15 protein-coding genes are annotated in these 14,229 nt (G+C 69.1%); 8 read left to right on the top strand and 7 right to left on the bottom strand.

All coding sequences use genetic code 11. The annotated features are described in order from the left end of the window. The first annotated feature begins 19 nt into the window (after nt 1-19). A complete protein-coding gene (locus ACFYXH_RS04530) occupies nt 20-865 on the top strand; it encodes an MBL fold metallo-hydrolase (protein WP_389560478.1) in 846 nt (281 codons plus the stop codon). Here ACFYXH_RS04530 and ACFYXH_RS04525 read toward each other — a convergent pair. The 3 genes from ACFYXH_RS04525 to ACFYXH_RS04515 all read right to left on the bottom strand — a co-directional run bounded on the left by ACFYXH_RS04525 (nt 843) and on the right by ACFYXH_RS04515 (nt 4,676). Next, nucleotides 843-2,252 (bottom strand): glycoside hydrolase family 5 protein, encoded by a 1,410-nt coding sequence (locus ACFYXH_RS04525; protein ID WP_389560476.1) that lies wholly within the window; start codon nt 2,250-2,252, stop codon nt 843-845. The two genes, ACFYXH_RS04530 and ACFYXH_RS04525, sit on opposite strands and share 23 nt — an antisense overlap. A gap of 32 nt (nt 2,253-2,284) precedes the next feature. Next, complete coding sequence (locus tag ACFYXH_RS04520; protein ID WP_327326019.1) at nt 2,285-3,250, bottom strand: zinc-binding dehydrogenase; 966 nt, start codon at nt 3,248-3,250, stop codon at nt 2,285-2,287. 214 nt (nt 3,251-3,464) lie between these two features. Next, nucleotides 3,465-4,676: an NADP-dependent malic enzyme gene (locus ACFYXH_RS04515; protein ID WP_389560474.1), complete on the bottom strand. Its 1,212-nt coding sequence runs from the start codon at nt 4,674-4,676 to the stop codon at nt 3,465-3,467. A gap of 529 nt (nt 4,677-5,205) precedes the next feature. Between ACFYXH_RS04515 and ACFYXH_RS04510 the strand changes: the two genes are divergently transcribed. From ACFYXH_RS04510 to ACFYXH_RS04500, 3 genes are read left to right on the top strand one after another with little or no spacing between them, the layout of a single operon-like run. After that, complete coding sequence (locus ACFYXH_RS04510) at nt 5,206-6,165, top strand: ABC transporter substrate-binding protein (RefSeq protein ID WP_389560472.1); 960 nt, start codon at nt 5,206-5,208, stop codon at nt 6,163-6,165. Nucleotides 6,166-6,208: 43 nt separating this feature from the next. After that, nucleotides 6,209-7,165, top strand: a complete 957-nt coding sequence (locus tag ACFYXH_RS04505; RefSeq protein ID WP_389560470.1) for an amino acid ABC transporter permease — start codon at nt 6,209-6,211, stop codon at nt 7,163-7,165. A 5-nt stretch (nt 7,166-7,170) separates the two neighbouring features. Then, nucleotides 7,171-7,923: an amino acid ABC transporter ATP-binding protein gene (locus tag ACFYXH_RS04500; RefSeq protein WP_389560668.1), complete on the top strand. Its 753-nt coding sequence runs from the start codon at nt 7,171-7,173 to the stop codon at nt 7,921-7,923. 59 nt (nt 7,924-7,982) lie between these two features. Here ACFYXH_RS04500 and ACFYXH_RS04495 read toward each other — a convergent pair whose 3' ends face one another. After that, a complete protein-coding gene (locus ACFYXH_RS04495) occupies nt 7,983-8,756 on the bottom strand; it encodes a class I SAM-dependent methyltransferase (RefSeq protein WP_389560469.1) in 774 nt (257 codons plus the stop codon). A gap of 80 nt (nt 8,757-8,836) precedes the next feature. Between ACFYXH_RS04495 and ACFYXH_RS04490 the strand changes: the two genes are divergently transcribed. Next, a complete protein-coding gene (locus tag ACFYXH_RS04490) occupies nt 8,837-9,466 on the top strand; it encodes a CGNR zinc finger domain-containing protein (RefSeq protein WP_389560467.1) in 630 nt (209 codons plus the stop codon). Here the strand turns inward: ACFYXH_RS04490 and sodX are convergent. Next, nucleotides 9,370-9,789 (bottom strand): nickel-type superoxide dismutase maturation protease, encoded by a 420-nt coding sequence (gene sodX / locus ACFYXH_RS04485; protein WP_327326013.1) that lies wholly within the window; start codon nt 9,787-9,789, stop codon nt 9,370-9,372. The two genes, ACFYXH_RS04490 and sodX, sit on opposite strands and share 97 nt — an antisense overlap. Nucleotides 9,790-9,939: 150 nt before the next feature. Here sodX and sodN point away from each other — a divergent pair, with 150 nt between their 5' ends. Next, nucleotides 9,940-10,335: a superoxide dismutase, Ni gene (sodN, locus tag ACFYXH_RS04480; RefSeq protein ID WP_108152448.1), complete on the top strand. Its 396-nt coding sequence runs from the start codon at nt 9,940-9,942 to the stop codon at nt 10,333-10,335. A 121-nt stretch (nt 10,336-10,456) separates the two neighbouring features. On the opposite strand, the gene ACFYXH_RS04475 is transcribed toward sodN, so the two are convergent. Further along, entirely contained in the window at nt 10,457-11,632 is a 1,176-nt protein-coding gene (locus ACFYXH_RS04475) for a low temperature requirement protein A (protein ID WP_389560464.1), read from the bottom strand. 176 nt (nt 11,633-11,808) lie between these two features. Next, nucleotides 11,809-12,771 (bottom strand): LysR family transcriptional regulator, encoded by a 963-nt coding sequence (locus ACFYXH_RS04470; RefSeq protein WP_389560462.1) that lies wholly within the window; start codon nt 12,769-12,771, stop codon nt 11,809-11,811. Nucleotides 12,772-12,950: 179 nt separating this feature from the next. Here ACFYXH_RS04470 and snpA point away from each other — a divergent pair, with 179 nt between their 5' ends. Next, entirely contained in the window at nt 12,951-13,607 is a 657-nt protein-coding gene (gene snpA / locus ACFYXH_RS04465) for a snapalysin (protein ID WP_389560460.1), read from the top strand. Nucleotides 13,608-13,745: 138 nt separating this feature from the next. Next, the gene (locus ACFYXH_RS04460; RefSeq protein ID WP_389560458.1) at nt 13,746-14,222 is read left to right on the top strand and encodes a group II truncated hemoglobin; all 477 of its coding nucleotides are present in this window, start codon (nt 13,746-13,748) and stop codon (nt 14,220-14,222) included. Nucleotides 14,223-14,229 lie beyond the last annotated feature (7 nt).

Raw genomic sequence — 14,229 nt, 5'->3', positions numbered from 1 at the left:
CCCGTCGTACCGTGGTCCCGTGATCGATTTCCGTACCGCCGCACCCGTGACCGGCAGCCTCGACGTCCAGTGGCATGCCGGCTGGCCGTCGCCCAAGCACGACCCGCTGCCGGAGATACAGGTCCATGCGTACTCCGAGCACACCGTGATCCTTCGGCAGAACAAGTCCGTGCACTTCGAAGCCCCGTTCCTCTTCCTGCTGTTCGGGAACGAACGGGCACTGCTGCTGGACACCGGCGCCACGGCCGACCCCGCGCACTTCCCACTGCGCGCGACCGTGGACGCGCTGATCGACGGGTGGCTCGACCGGAATCCGCGCGCGGAGTACGGACTGGTGGTGGCTCACACCCATGGGCACGGTGACCACATCGCCGGCGACGCCCAGTTCGCGGACCGCCCGCGGACCGAGGTCGTCGGTCCTTCGCTGAAAGAAGTGACGGACTTCTTCGGGTTCAAGGGCTGGCCGGAAGGCCAAGGCGAGCTGGACCTCGGCGGGCGGGTGCTGGATCTGCTGCCAGGGCCCGGGCACCAGGAGGCCGCCGTTGTCTTCCACGACCGGCACACCGGTCTGCTGCTGACCGGCGACTCCCTCTACCCCGGCCGGCTGTACGTCCAGGACACCGCCGCCTTCACCGCCACCGTCGACCGCCTGCTGGCGTTCTGCGAGACGACACCGGTGACCCACATCCTCGGCTGCCACATAGAGATGACGACCACCGCGGACGTGGACTACCCGCGTGGCACCACGTATCAGCCGGACGAGCCCCCGCTCCAGCTGACAACCGCGCATCTGCGCGGGCTGCGCAGCGCCCTGGCCGTGCACGACGGGCCCTGCCGCGACTTCATCGTGGTGTACCAGGAGTGATGGTCGCCGTGATCCGCGCCCCCGGCCGGGCCAGGAAGCGCACCACACGGGAAGTGCCCGCCGCCACCGTGCGGGTATCCGCGCAGGCCGGGCCGGCCACGGCGATACGCCAGCCGTACGTGCTCGGCGGCAGCGAGATCTCCGTCGTGTCCGGCCGCGCGGACGCCCGGTACACCAGTCGGTACGTCCCGCTCGCCGGGTCGTACGCGTCCGTGCCCACCCGGCCCGCCACGGCCGCGGCGTACGGGGCGGCGGTCTGCTCCTTGTTCGTACGGAACGCTCCCGCGCCGTCGACCGCGCAGTACCCGCTCCCGTAGCACCACACATAGCCGGCCCAGCCGGAGCTGTAGCGATGAAGGGAGGCGAGCGCCTCACGGTAGAAGCGCGACATGTTCGGAAGGGAGTTGTTGAGCGGGCCCCACTCGCCTACCACGACCGGGATCCCCTGTGCCTCGGGGTACGCGGTGACGGCCGACTCGTACGACTCGATCCAGCCCGCCGCCGGGTCGTAGTCCGCGCCCGCCTCCATCGCCCCGTTGTAGAAGTGCGGGGCGTAGACGACCTTCGGGTCCTTGATCTTCCCGAGGCCCGTGGGGACGCCCTCGCCCACGATCGGGGTCGGCTCGATAAAGATCCAGCTGTCCTCGTCGGCCGAACGGACGGCGTCCGCAAGGCGGTTGTACATCGGCGTCAGCTGGTCGCGCTCGATCCGGCGGGCCGCCGTGGGCAGCTCCTCGCCCGGGCGCATCTCGCCCATCGGCTCATTGATCAGGTCGTAGCCGAGGACGGCGGGGTGGTGCTGGAAGCGGTCGGCGAGGACCCGCCACATCCGCGCCTGCGCGCGCCGCAGATCCTCGTCCTCGTAGAGGTGGGTGAACGCGCGCTGCACGGCCGGCTCGAAGTACTCGGAGAACCAGTCGTCCGGGTGCGGTGTGAAGGGCAGCCCGTCGGTCCGGGTCGCCCACTCGGGGATGCCGCGGTGCCCGAAGGCGGGGCCGAAGACGTCCTGGTGGGCGTCGATCAGCACCTGGATGTCGTATCTCTCGGCCCAGTCCAGGATCCGCTCGATCTTGCGCAGATACGCGGCGCTGTACTGGCCCCGCCTGGGCTCGATGTCGTCCCAGAAGACCAGCAGCCGGGCGAAGTTGAAGCCCTTGGCGCGCATATCGCGGAAGTGCTTCTCGGTGACGGCGGAGAGGGCCTGCTCGCCACGGTTCGCCTTGTCCTCGACGTTCCAGCCGCGCAGGGTGAGCGTTCGGCCGCGGTCGTCGGTCAGCCGGGGAATGTCACCGAGACCGCCCGGGGCCGCGGCGGCCGGGGCCCCCGCGAACAGCAGAAGGGTGCAGCAGACCGCCGCCAGTGCCCGAATCGTTCGGCGCGTACGCATGGGAGGATCCCATCAGCGCACCTGACGGTCCATCAAGAGGGCGTCAGCACGATCTTTCCGAAGAGGTCGCCGCCGGCCATCCGCTCGAAGCCCTCCCTGGCCCGGTCCAGCGGCAGCACCTCGTCGATCACCGGCCGTACGCCCGTCGCCGCGCAGAAGGAGAGCAGATCCTCCAACTCGTCCTTCGAACCCATCGTCGAGCCGACGACCTTCAGCTCCAGGAAGAAGATCCGGGTCAGCTCGGCGTGCGAGGGGCGGTCGCCGCTGGTCGCGCCCGAGATCACCAGCGTGCCGCCGGGCCTCAGCGACTTGACCGAGTGCGACCAGGTCGCGGCGCCGACCGTCTCGATGACGGCGTCCACGCGCCGCGGCAGCCGCGCGCCGGGCTCGTACGCCTCCTCCGCGCCCAGTTCGACGGCTCGCTTCCGCTTGGCCTCGTCGCGGCTGGTGGCGTAGACGCGCAGGCCCGCCGCTTTGCCGAGAACGATCGCGGCGGTCGCCACGCCACCGCCCGCGCCCTGCACCAGGACCGAATCCCCGGGCCGCACCCCGGCGTTGGTGAACAGCATCCGGTACGCGGTGAGCCAGGCGGTCGGCAGACAGGCGGCCTCCTCGAAGCTGAGCTCCTTCGGCTTCGGCAGGACGTTCCAGGCCGGGACGGTGACCTGCTCGGCGAAGGTGCCCTGGTAGCGCTCGGTGAGGATGGAGCGCGGCTCGTTCGGGCCGACGCCGTGCCCGGTCTGACCGATGACGGAGTGGACCACGACCTCGTTGCCGTCCGCGTCGATGCCCGCGGCGTCGCAGCCGAGGATCATCGGCAGCTTGTCCTCGCTGAGGCCGACCCCCCGCAGCGACCAGAGGTCGTGGTGGTTGAGCGAGGCGGCCTTGACGGTGACGGTGGTCCAGCCTGGGCGGACCTCGGGGGCCGGGCGTTCGCCCAGCTCCAGGCCGTTGAGCGGGGCGTCACGGTCGATGCGGGCGGCGTAGGCGGCGAACATGACCTTGACGATAGGACGGGGACGGGACGCGACGGAACCACTCCGAGGTGTGACACGCACCGCGTTGCGCCGTGGACACCCCGGGCGTCGCCACCTGTTCGGACGAAGCCCAGGGACGAAGTTCTGCCGGTCCCGCCAACGGAACGGGCCGTGCCGCACCCCTCGGGGGGTGCGGCACGGCCCGTTCTCGTACGCCGAACGCGTCAGCGACCCGTCAACGCCTCGCGACACCCTCCGCGCGCGCAGCCGCCGCCACCGCCGCGGTGACCGCCGGGGCCACGCGCTCGTCGAACGGGGACGGGATCACATAGTCGGCCGCCAGCGCGTCGCCCACCACGTCCGCCAGCGCGTTCGCCGCCGCGATCTTCATGCCCTCGGTGATCCGGGACGCCCGCACCTGCAGCGCACCCGCGAAGATGCCCGGGAAGGCCAGCACGTTGTTGATCTGGTTCGGGTAGTCGCTGCGACCCGTGGCCACCACCGCCGCGTACCGGTGCGCGACATCGGGGTGCACCTCCGGGTTCGGGTTGGCCATCGCGAAGACGAAGGCTCCCGGCGCCATCGAGGCGACCGCCGACTCCGGCACCGTACCGCCGGAGACGCCGATGAAGACGTCCGCGCCGGCCAGCGCGGTCTCCAGCGAGCCGCTCAGCCCCGCCCGGTTCGTGATCTCCGCGAGCTCCCGCTTGACCGGCGTCAGGTCCTCGCGGTCGGCGCTGACGATGCCCTTGCGGTCGGCCACCGCCACATCGCCGATGCCCGCCTCCAGCAGGAACTTCGCGATGGCCACGCCGGCCGCTCCGGCGCCGGAGATGACGGCGCGCAGGTCACCGAGACCGCGCCCGGTCAGCTTCGCGGCGTTCCGCAGCGCGGCGAGGGTCACCACGGCGGTGCCGTGCTGGTCGTCGTGGAAGACGGGGATGTCGAGGCGCTCCTGGAGCTTGCGCTCGATCTCGAAGCACCGCGGTGCCGAGATGTCCTCGAGGTTCACGCCGCCGAAGGACGGCGCGAGCCGCACAACGGTCTCGACGATCTCGTCCGCGTCGGTAGTGGCGAGCGCGATGGGCACCGCGTCCACGCCGCCGAACTGCTTGAAGAGGATGGCTTTCCCCTCCATCACCGGAAGCGACGCCTCCGGACCGATGTCACCGAGACCGAGCACCGCGGTCCCGTCCGTCACGACAGCGACGACCTGCGACTTCCAGGTGTAGTCGTGGACGAGCTCGGGCTGCTCCGCGATCGCGGTGCAGACCTTGGCGACGCCGGGTGTGTACGCGAGGGACAGGTCGTCCTTGTCGCGGATCGGCACGGTGGCCTGGACGGCCATTTTGCCGCCGCGGTGCAGCGCGAAGGCCGGATCGAAGGGCTCCTCGGGAGCACTCTCCGTACCGCTGTCGCTGCGAGGATTGACGATCTCCGCTGCCATTTGGTTGACCCCTTAAGTCTTCATCTGTTGAGGGTGGCCACTCCTGGTTGAGGAGGGGTGGGCGGGCACCGCGTCCGTGCCCTGCCGCAGCGGTTGGCCCGCCTGGCAGGGGGAGGTACGTACGCGCGGGCGCGCCGCACACGCGCCCTGAGCCCCGGATGAGGGGTGTAAACGTCCTTCATACCGGACGGACGGCACCGCGACGAGTCGTTATCCACGCGGTGACACGACTCATGGCCGAATATCTGGACACGTCCGCTTTGCGCACTGAAAACCGTCCGCGAAGCAAGACAGGCCGTAGATCTTCCGGTCGGAAGAAGGCATTCCCGTAAGAGGTCCGGCCTTGATGTACCGGCCTCGTGGGGTTCGGGGGTGACCCGTTACCCGATTTTGACATGCGCGGCCCCCTGATTGGGCTAGTCCGAATGGCAAGATGCCGAAAACACTCAAGGTCGCGACACTCGAAGGTGAGTACAACGACCGGAATGTCCAAAAAGGCTGCCACCTCACCCGCCGGAGGATCCAGATCATGACCGCAAGCAACACCTGTCGTACGACCGCCGCCCGGTCCCGGATCGCCGCGGTCGGCGCAATCGCGGTCGCCGGCTCACTGATGCTCACCGCCTGTGGTGACCAGACCAACTCCGGCACCTCGGCGTCCGGGGGCACCAAGGAGAGCAGCGCTGCGCTCTTCGACAAGCTGCCGAAGAAGTACCAGGACGCCGGCGTGATCAAGGTCGGTACGGATGCCGCGTATGCCCCGATGGAGTACGAGGAGGGCGGCAAGATCGTCGGCATCGACCCCGACATCGCCGCGGCCCTCGGCACTCAGCTCGGCGTCAAGTTCCAGTTCACCAGCGGCACCTTCGACGGCCTGATCTCCTCGCTCAACACCGGCCGCCAGGACATCGTCATGTCCGCCATGAGCGACACCAAGGACCGCCAGCAGGGCCTGGACGACAAGGGCAAGAAGGTCGGCCAGGGCGTCGACTTCGTCGACTACTTCACTTCCGGCGTCTCGCTCCTGGTCAAGAAGGGCAACCCGGACAGCATCAAGTCGCTCGACGACCTGTGTGGCAAGAAGGTGGCCGTCCAGCGCGGCACGACCTACGAGAAGACCTTCAAGACCCAGGCCACCAAGTGCAGCAAGGACGGCAAGGGCACGCTCAGCATCGAGGCGTTCGACACCGACGCCGAGGCCCAGACCCGCGTGAAGTCCGGCGGCGCTGTCGCCGACCTCAACGACTACCCGGTCGCCGCGCACATCGCGAAGACCGCGGGCGGCGGCAAGGACTTCGAGGTCACGGGCGACCAGACCGAGGCCGGTCCGTTCGGCATCGCCGTCGACAAGGACAACGCTCAGCTCCGTGACGCGCTCAAGGAAGCGCTGAACGCGATCATCAAGAACGGCGAGTACGCGAAGGTCCTGGAGAAGTGGGACGTCAAGAACAGCGCCGTGACCGAGGCGACCATCAACGCCGGCAAGTAATACGGCGTTCTCGCCTCAAGCGTTCACCTGAAGGGCAGTCACTGTGACTGACAAGTTCGACAAAACGCCCGCCGACGAGCCACCGGCGGACTCGGCGGTCAGCAAGGGGGCCTTCATTCCCCCTGAGCAGATCAAGGCCATCCCGGTACGGCACTGGGGCCGCTGGGTCAGCGGTGTCGTCGTCGTGGCGCTGCTGGGCACGCTGGTGTATTCCTTCTCGCAGGGCGACGTCAACTGGGGCACGGTCGGGGACTTCGTCTTCGACGACCGGATCCTGGCGGGCATGGGCCGCACGGTGCTTATCAGCGTGCTGTCGATGCTGGTCGGCCTGATTCTGGGCATTGTTTTCGCGGTCATGCGGCTGTCGAAGAACCCGGTGACGGGTGCGGTGTCCTGGCTGTACATCTGGTTCTTCCGCGGCACACCGGTGTATGTGCAGCTGCTGCTCTGGTTCAACCTCGCGCTGATCTTCCCCGTCCTGAACCTCGGGTTCTACAAGGACGAGATGGTCGACGTCATGACCCCGTTCGTGGTCGCCCTGCTGGGCCTGGGCCTGAACGAGGGCGCCTATATGGCCGAGATCGTCCGGGCCGGCATCCAGTCGGTCGACGAGGGCCAGACCGAGGCTTCCCACGCGCTGGGCATGCCCACCGGCAAGACCATGCGGCGGATCGTGCTCCCGCAGGCGATGCGGGTGATCGTGCCGCCGACCGGGAATGAGTTCATCAACCTGCTCAAGACCTCCTCCCTCGTCTCCGCGGTGCAGTACAACGAACTGCTCCGCGCGGCGACGAACATCGGCTCCACGTCGTTCGCGGTCATGGAGATGCTGCTGGTGGCCTCGATCTGGTACCTGGCTCTGACCAGCGTCTTCAGCGTCGGCCAGTACTACGTCGAGCGCTACTACGCCCGCGGATCGCTGCGGCAGCTGCCGCCGACGCCGTGGCAGAAGGTCAAGGCCAATCTGGCGTTCGGCCGTCCGAAGGGAGGCGTCGCATGAGCGCCATGGTGAAGGCCGAGGGCGTCCACAAGTCCTACGGTGCCGCGCACATCCTCAAGGGCATCGATCTTGAGGTCGCCCCGCGTGAGGTGTTCTGCCTGGTCGGCCCGTCCGGTTCCGGCAAGTCCACCTTCCTGCGGTGCATCAACCACCTGGAGCAGATCAACGCCGGCCGGCTCTCGGTCGACGGTCGGCTGGTGGGCTACCGGCAGAAGGGCGACAAGCTCTACGAGCTGAAGGACAGCGAGGTCGCGGCGCAGCGCCGGGACATCGGCATGGTCTTCCAGCGCTTCAACCTGTTCCCGCACATGACCGCTCTGGCGAATGTCATGGAAGCCCCGATCCAGGTCAAGGGCGAGTCGAAGGCCGTGGCCCGGGCCCGCGCGGAGCGGCTGCTGGACCGGGTGGGCCTGGCCGACAAGGCCAAGAACTACCCCTCCCAGCTCTCCGGCGGCCAGCAGCAGCGCGTCGCCATCGCCCGCGCGCTGGCGATGGAACCGAAGCTGATGCTCTTCGACGAGCCGACCTCCGCCCTCGACCCGGAGCTGGTGGGTGACGTCCTGGACGTCATGCGCGGCCTGGCCGAGGACGGCATGACCATGATCGTCGTCACCCACGAGATGGGCTTCGCCCGCGAGGTCGGCGACGCCCTGGTCTTCATGGACGACGGCGTCGTGGTCGAATCCGGCCACCCCCGCGACGTGCTGACCAACCCCCAGCACGACCGCACCAAGTCCTTCCTCTCGAAGGTTCTGTAGTCACGCGAGAGGGCGGTACGGACGTGATGTCCGTACCGCCCTCTCGCGTTCTCCGGAAGCTACTTCACAGCCAGCAGCAGTGTGTCGGAGGGCGAGGCCCACACGGCGCGGGCCTCGCCGAATCCGGCCGTGCGCAGCGTCTCGGCGTGCCAGTGCGGGGACGGCATGTCCCCGTCGGCGTGCTCGCCGTAGATCTCGTAACGCTTGGCGGTCGGCCCGGCGAGTACGGGGTCCTCGGCGGCCAGGGCCCACCATCCGGACCAGTCGAGCGCACCGGCGGCCTTGGCCCGCTCCATGTGGGCGTGCCGGCGGGCCCGCTCGGCGGCGTTGATGCGCGGGGTGGTGCTGTCGATCATGTGGTCGGCGTTCATGAAGACACCGCCGTCCCGCACGAGCCCCGCGATCTGCCCGTACAGCGCGGCGAGGGGCTCGTTGTGCAGCCAGTGCAGGGCGGTGGCGGTGAGCACGGCGTCGTACTGGTCGTACGGCAGCTTCCTGACCCACTCGGGGTCCTTCAGGTCGGCGGTGACGAAGGTGATGCGCTCGTCGCCGTCGAAGTACCCCTCTGCGATGGTCAACAGGGCGGGGTCCAGATCCACCCCCGTACTGGCGGCCTTCGGGAACCGCTTGAGCAGTCGGTCCGTGATACTTCCCGTACCGCAAGCGAGATCCAGCACCCTCGGCTCGGGGCCCACCAGGTCCTCGACCATGTCCAGCATCACCCGGAACCGCTCCTCGCGGTCGGGCATGTACCACTCCTGCTGCCGGTCCCAGCTCTCCTGCCAGGCCCGCCAGTCGGTCCCCGTACCCGTCCCTGCCGCCGTCTCCGCCACCGGAACCCTCCCGTCCGTAATACCCTCGAAGCATCATCAGCTGTTACGTCGACACTAGAACGCCGCGGTAAGGACTACAAGTGGAACTGGCCTATTACTCGGACTATGCCGTGCGCCTGGTCAACACCGAGGAGCCGGCTCGCAACAAGGACTCCCTCACCTCGGTCGAGTCCATTCGCGAGCTCTTCGGCGAGTCTTCCCAGGCCGCGCGCCGCGCCACCGACGCGGATGTCACCCGTTTCCGGTCCGTACGGGGCCGCCTGCGCGCGGTCTTCACCGCGGCCGACGGCGGCGACGAGACCCAGGCGGTCGACCTGCTCAACTCACTGCTGCTGGAGTTCCCGGTGAACCCGCAGATCTCGGGCCACGACTTCCGGGACGAGGACGGCCGCCCGAAGTGGCACATGCACCTGGCCGACCACCCGTCCAATGCGACGGCGGGGTACGCCGCGATCGCCGCGATGGGCCTCGCGTTCCATCTCACGGAGTACGGCGTCGACCGGCTCGGCCTCTGCGAGGCAGCACCGTGCCGCAACGCCTACCTCGACACCTCGACCAACCGCTCACGCCGCTACTGCTCGGACCGCTGCGCGACCCGCGCCAACGTGGCTGCCTACCGCGCCCGCAAACGTCTCGAGACGGAACGGTCCGCGAGCACGAGCCGCAGCGACGACGCCGCCCAGGAGACGACCCCGCGAACCGACCGCTGATCCTCGGCCAGCGGCCGGTATCTGCCGCGCACCCGCCCCAGCAGCAACTCGTGGGGCACTGTGCCGAACAGCCGGCTGTCCCCCTCCGCCCCCGGGTTGTCCCCGAGCACCCACCAGCCGTCCTCGCGCCGCTCGACGAGCCGCTTGACGATGAGCAGATCCTGTTGCAGCGGATGGCGCAGTACGGCGACGTCGCCGGCCTTCACCTCCGCGCCGTAATGCACCAGCAGTTGATCGCCGTGCTTCAGCGTCGGGTACATGGAAGGACCCGTCACTTCGGCGACCCCGAATGGCGCTCTCGGCTCCCGCCCCTGCTCAGTCATCCGCCACCTCCGAGTCCCACGGTATGTTCGGCCACCGGTCCCATACTGACCCTGGACTTTTGTCCTAAGCCCTAGGGGGCACCCGCGAAAACGCGTCTCTCACGGAGTAATGTCCCACCTGAGAAGACGATCACGAGGAAGGACAGCTCAATGCTCTCCCGCCTGTTTGCCCCCAAGGTGAAGGTCAGCGCCCACTGCGACCTCCCCTGCGGTGTTTACGACCCGGCCCAGGCTCGCATCGAGGCCGAGTCGGTCAAGGCCGTCCAGGAGAAGTACCAGGCCAACGAGGACCCGCACTTCCGGGCCCGCGCCACGGTCATCAAGGAGCAGCGCGCGGAGCTCGCCAAGCACCACGTCTCGGTGCTGTGGAGCGACTACTTCAAGCCCCCGCACTTCGAGAAGTACCCGGAGCTGCACCAGCTGGTCAACGACGCCCTGAAGGCGCTGTCGACCGCGAAGGCCTCGACGGACCCGGCGACGGGCCAGAAGGCGCTGGACTACATCGCCCAGATCGACAAGATCTTCTGGGAGACGAAGAAGGCTTGATCTTGGCTGGGCGGCCTGCCCCGCGCTTTCGCGGGTCGCATCGCCCACCTTTCCGCACCCGGTCCGCGGGCCGCCGAGCACGGCGTCCATGACGGAGCGGGTGCGGTCTTCTTCTCCAGGCTCACGCCCCGCCCGTCTCGGCTGCCCGGCCCTTCCGGCTGTGCAGGACCACCATTCCCGTCACCGCCGCGGCCAGCAGCACCAGCGCGACCAGTGCGGGCATCAGGACGACGACCGCTCCCGCGCACAGGCAGCCGAGCCCTCCGGCGATGAGGATCACAGATCTCCGGCCGCCGGTGCGCAGCAGGATCGCAGCCGCCGCCAGCAGGAAGACACCCACGCCTCCGGCGAGCGCCCAGGCCACCACCCCGTGCAGCGGTTCGGACAGGTCGTAGTGCTCGGTGTCGGCGACCTGGTGGAGCACCGTCTTCATGCCCAGCGCGGTGAGTACGACTCCCGCGACGAGCGGCAGGTGCAGGAACGTGTAGACGTCGCGAGCCAGCCGGGTGCGGGCATCGCCGTCCAGAGTGGTCAGCCGGTGTTCGGCCGGTTCGCTGATCTGCCGGAAGTACACGCGCCACAGCCCGGCGACGACCAACAGGCCCGCGGCTGCAGCTGCCAGCACCGGCATGGTGAGGGGAAGGCCGGACACCCCCACGCCGATCGCAACGATGGACTCGCCCAGGGCGATGATCACGATCAGGCCGTGCCGCTCGGCGAAGTGCCCCGGCGAGGTGACACGCCAGCCCGATGACCCCGTGACATAGATCCCGAGGTAGTCGATCACGACCGCGCCGAGCCACAGCAGCACCTGCGTGACACCGGTGAACGCGCTGCCGATCAGCAGCAGTACGAACGGCGGCGCCACCGACAGCAGCGCCGTCCGGCGCAGCGTCACATGGAGCGCCTCGTCACCGGGGCTGGAGATCCAGTAGGAGACCAGGTGCAGGATCCGGACCGCGCCGTAGCAGAGCACGAACACCAGTGGTGCGGACAGGCCGCCGGGTGCGTCGGTGTAGACCTCCGGGACGGTCAGTGAGACGACGAGCACCACCGCCATCACCGCGACCAGCACGGCGAACATCCCCCCGGTGTCGGCTCGCACCACATTGCCCAGCCAGGCGAAACAACACCAGCACCACCACAGCAGCGCCAGCACCACGGCCGCGCCGAGCATCCGCAGCAGGCTCGGGTCGGCCGCCATCAGGGCGGTGACCTGAGTGATCGCGTAGACGAACACCAAGTCGAAGAACAGCTCGGCCGGCGTCACCCGGTGACCGCCCTCGGTGGCAATCATCCGGGAACGCTCTCTACCTGTCGCCACGGTCTCTCCCCCTCTGGAGCCCACCACTCGGTCCGGTCGGCTACGCGCGGAAGAATACCCACGGCGGCACCATCGGCGGCGTGACAAATCGAGGCGCCGAGCGGGGCGTTACGCCCGTTCGACGCCCCTGGAGTGACCGCCGCACCGCCTCAGGCCGCGGGCGCGTGCAGTAACGGGCTCTTGTGCCGCAGCAGCCACTGCCGGTACGCGGCCGCGCGCAGGGCCGCCTCCCGGTACGCCGCCTCCAGCTCCTCGTACACCGCCGCGTACAGCTCCACGCACGCTCCGGGTCTGGAGAACAGCAGCAGCCGCACGGCGAGCGGGTCGCCACGCAGCGGACGGATCGCCATGTCCTCGCGCGGTCCCGAGGTCGGCTGGCACGGCGCGACCGCCTCGCCGACCGCGATCAGGGACGCGGCGGTGAGGTAATCCCCGTGCAGAACAGGTGGGTTGAGGCCCGCGGCGCCGAGCACTCGGCGCAGCCCGTCCCATTCGCCGTCCACCGTCGGGTCGACCATCCAGCGGTCCCCGGCCAGATCGGTCAGCTCCACGACGGCTGCGGCGGCCGCCGGATGGTCGCGGGCCATCGAGATGAACTGCGGCTCGCGCTCCACCAGTATGCGTACGGCGAGTCCGTCGGGCACCAGGAGCGGGCAGCCCTCCACCTCGTGCACGAAGGCGACATCGAGCTGCCCCGCGGCGACCATCCGCAGCAGCGCGTTGGCGGAGACGTCCATATGCAGCGAGATATCGGTTCCGGACAGCCGCTCGCGCAGCCGGCGCAGCCAGCCTGCCAGCGCGCGGCTGGCGGTGGAGCCGACGCGCAGCCGGGGGCCGCCGGCCCGTGCCGCTGCCGCCTTGGCCTCCACGACGAGCGCGGCCATTTCGGCCACCAGCGGGCGGGCCCGGCTCAGTACGGAGCGGCCCAGCGGGGTCGGCCGGCAGCCGGTGCGTTCACGCCAGAAGAGCTCCGCGCCGAGGGAGTTCTCGATACGCCGAAGCTGCGTCGTCAAGGACGGCTGGCTCATGCCCAGTTGCCGGGCGGCTTTGTGCAGGCTGCCGCTGTCCGCTATGGCGCACAGCGCACGGAGGTGCCTCACCTCGAGCTCCATGACCCGAGCGTAGAGCTGCCTCAACTGTCACACCAGACACACGAGTTGGGGCACACAGGGCAGAACTGGACAGGGTGATGCGCTCGTGCTATCGGCAGTTGGCATCATCCGGAACGCATCAGGCTCCTCAACACTCTCCCCAAGCAAACCCGTTCATCGGATGAGCAGGAGCCCCCCACATGCGTCACTCCAGAACCGTACTCTCCGCCGCCCTCGGCATCGGCCTCGCCGCCGCGCTGAGCGCGGTGCCCGCGACCGCAGCCACGACGACGGCCAACTCCCCTACGGCCGCCTCTTCGTCGTACTCCACCTACGCCGGCTCGTCGGCGAATGCCAAGGCGACGAAGGCCTTCTTCGACGCCGTCGTGAAGTCGGTCGCCGAGAAGCGCGCCGCGAACCCCGGCGCGCAGGCCGTGACGGTCGTCTACAGCACCAGCAGCGCACCCAGCTTCCGCAGCCAGATATCCCAGAGCACCCAGATCTGGAACAGCTCCGTCAGCAATGTGAAACTGCAGGAAGGTTCGGGTGCGGACTTCTCCTACCGCGAGGGCAATGACTCCCGCGGCTCGTACGCCAGCACCGACGGGCACGGCCGCGGCTACATCTTCCTCGACTACGCGCAGAACCAGCAGTACAACTCCACCCGGGTCACCGCCCATGAGACCGGGCACGTGCTCGGCCTGCCGGACCACTACTCGGGCCCGTGCAGCGAGCTGATGTCGGGCGGCGGCCCCGGCACGTCCTGCCAGAACGCCAACCCGGATGCGCAGGAGCGTGCCCGGGTGGACGCCCTGTGGGCCAACGGCCTGGCGGCGGCGATCGCCCGCGTCTCCTGACCGGTCCCTGAGCACGAGAGGCGCCCCGCCGGCCCATGGCGGGGCGCCTTCTGCTCTTGGCGGAAGTAGTCGGAAACGCTTGGGCCCGCGGACAGGGCCGTGAATCCTGGGACCCACACGCCGGAGCCAGGAGGAACCGTGACCGAAGAGACGGACAGGCCGGACGAGCGTCCCGCGACGCTGTACGAGGCCGTGGGCGGCGCGGACGCGCTGCGGCGGCTGAGCAACACCTTCTACGACGCCGTCCTCGCCGACCCGCTGCTCGCCCCCGTCTTCGCCGACTTCACCCCCACCCACATCGAGCATGTCGCCGTGTGGCTGGCCGAGGTCTTCGACGGACCTGCCCGCTTCACCGCCGAGCTCGGCGGCCACCAGGCCCTGCTCCGCGCCCACCTCGGGCTCTCGATCACCGAGGAGCAGCGGCTGCGCTGGATGGAGCTGATGACGGACGCGGTGGCGAAGGAGCTCCCGGACGACGAGCTGCTGCGCCGCCGGGTGGTGGAGTACTTCGACTGGGGTACGAAGATCGCCCGTGCGGTCTCGGCCGACACGGTGGGCACGGATCTAGGGGATCCGGGCCCGACGCCGCGCTGGGGCTGGAACGGAGTGCGCTGAGGGCCTC

This window comes from Streptomyces sp. NPDC002730, assembly GCF_042888805.1.
Taxonomy (GTDB): domain Bacteria; phylum Actinomycetota; class Actinomycetes; order Streptomycetales; family Streptomycetaceae; genus Streptomyces.
This window is presented reverse-complemented; position numbering and strand designations above follow the sequence as displayed.

Excerpts from the sequence above, each read along its gene's own strand:
- ACFYXH_RS04525 (WP_389560476.1), bottom strand. The coding sequence starts at position 2,252 with ATGCGTACGCGCCGAACGATTCGGGCACTGGCGGCGGTCTGCTGCACC.
- ACFYXH_RS04520 (WP_327326019.1), bottom strand. The coding sequence starts at position 3,250 with ATGTTCGCCGCCTACGCCGCCCGCATCGACCGTGACGCCCCGCTCAAC.
- ACFYXH_RS04515 (WP_389560474.1), bottom strand. The coding sequence starts at position 4,676 with ATGGCAGCGGAGATCGTCAATCCTCGCAGCGACAGCGGTACGGAGAGT.
- ACFYXH_RS04510 (WP_389560472.1), top strand. The coding sequence starts at position 5,206 with ATGACCGCAAGCAACACCTGTCGTACGACCGCCGCCCGGTCCCGGATC.
- ACFYXH_RS04500 (WP_389560668.1), top strand. The coding sequence starts at position 7,171 with ATGGTGAAGGCCGAGGGCGTCCACAAGTCCTACGGTGCCGCGCACATC.
- sodX (WP_327326013.1), bottom strand. The coding sequence starts at position 9,789 with ATGACTGAGCAGGGGCGGGAGCCGAGAGCGCCATTCGGGGTCGCCGAA.
- sodN (WP_108152448.1), top strand. The coding sequence starts at position 9,940 with ATGCTCTCCCGCCTGTTTGCCCCCAAGGTGAAGGTCAGCGCCCACTGC.
- ACFYXH_RS04475 (WP_389560464.1), bottom strand. The coding sequence starts at position 11,632 with ATGATTGCCACCGAGGGCGGTCACCGGGTGACGCCGGCCGAGCTGTTC.
- ACFYXH_RS04470 (WP_389560462.1), bottom strand. The coding sequence starts at position 12,771 with ATGGAGCTCGAGGTGAGGCACCTCCGTGCGCTGTGCGCCATAGCGGAC.
- snpA (WP_389560460.1), top strand. The coding sequence starts at position 12,951 with ATGCGTCACTCCAGAACCGTACTCTCCGCCGCCCTCGGCATCGGCCTC.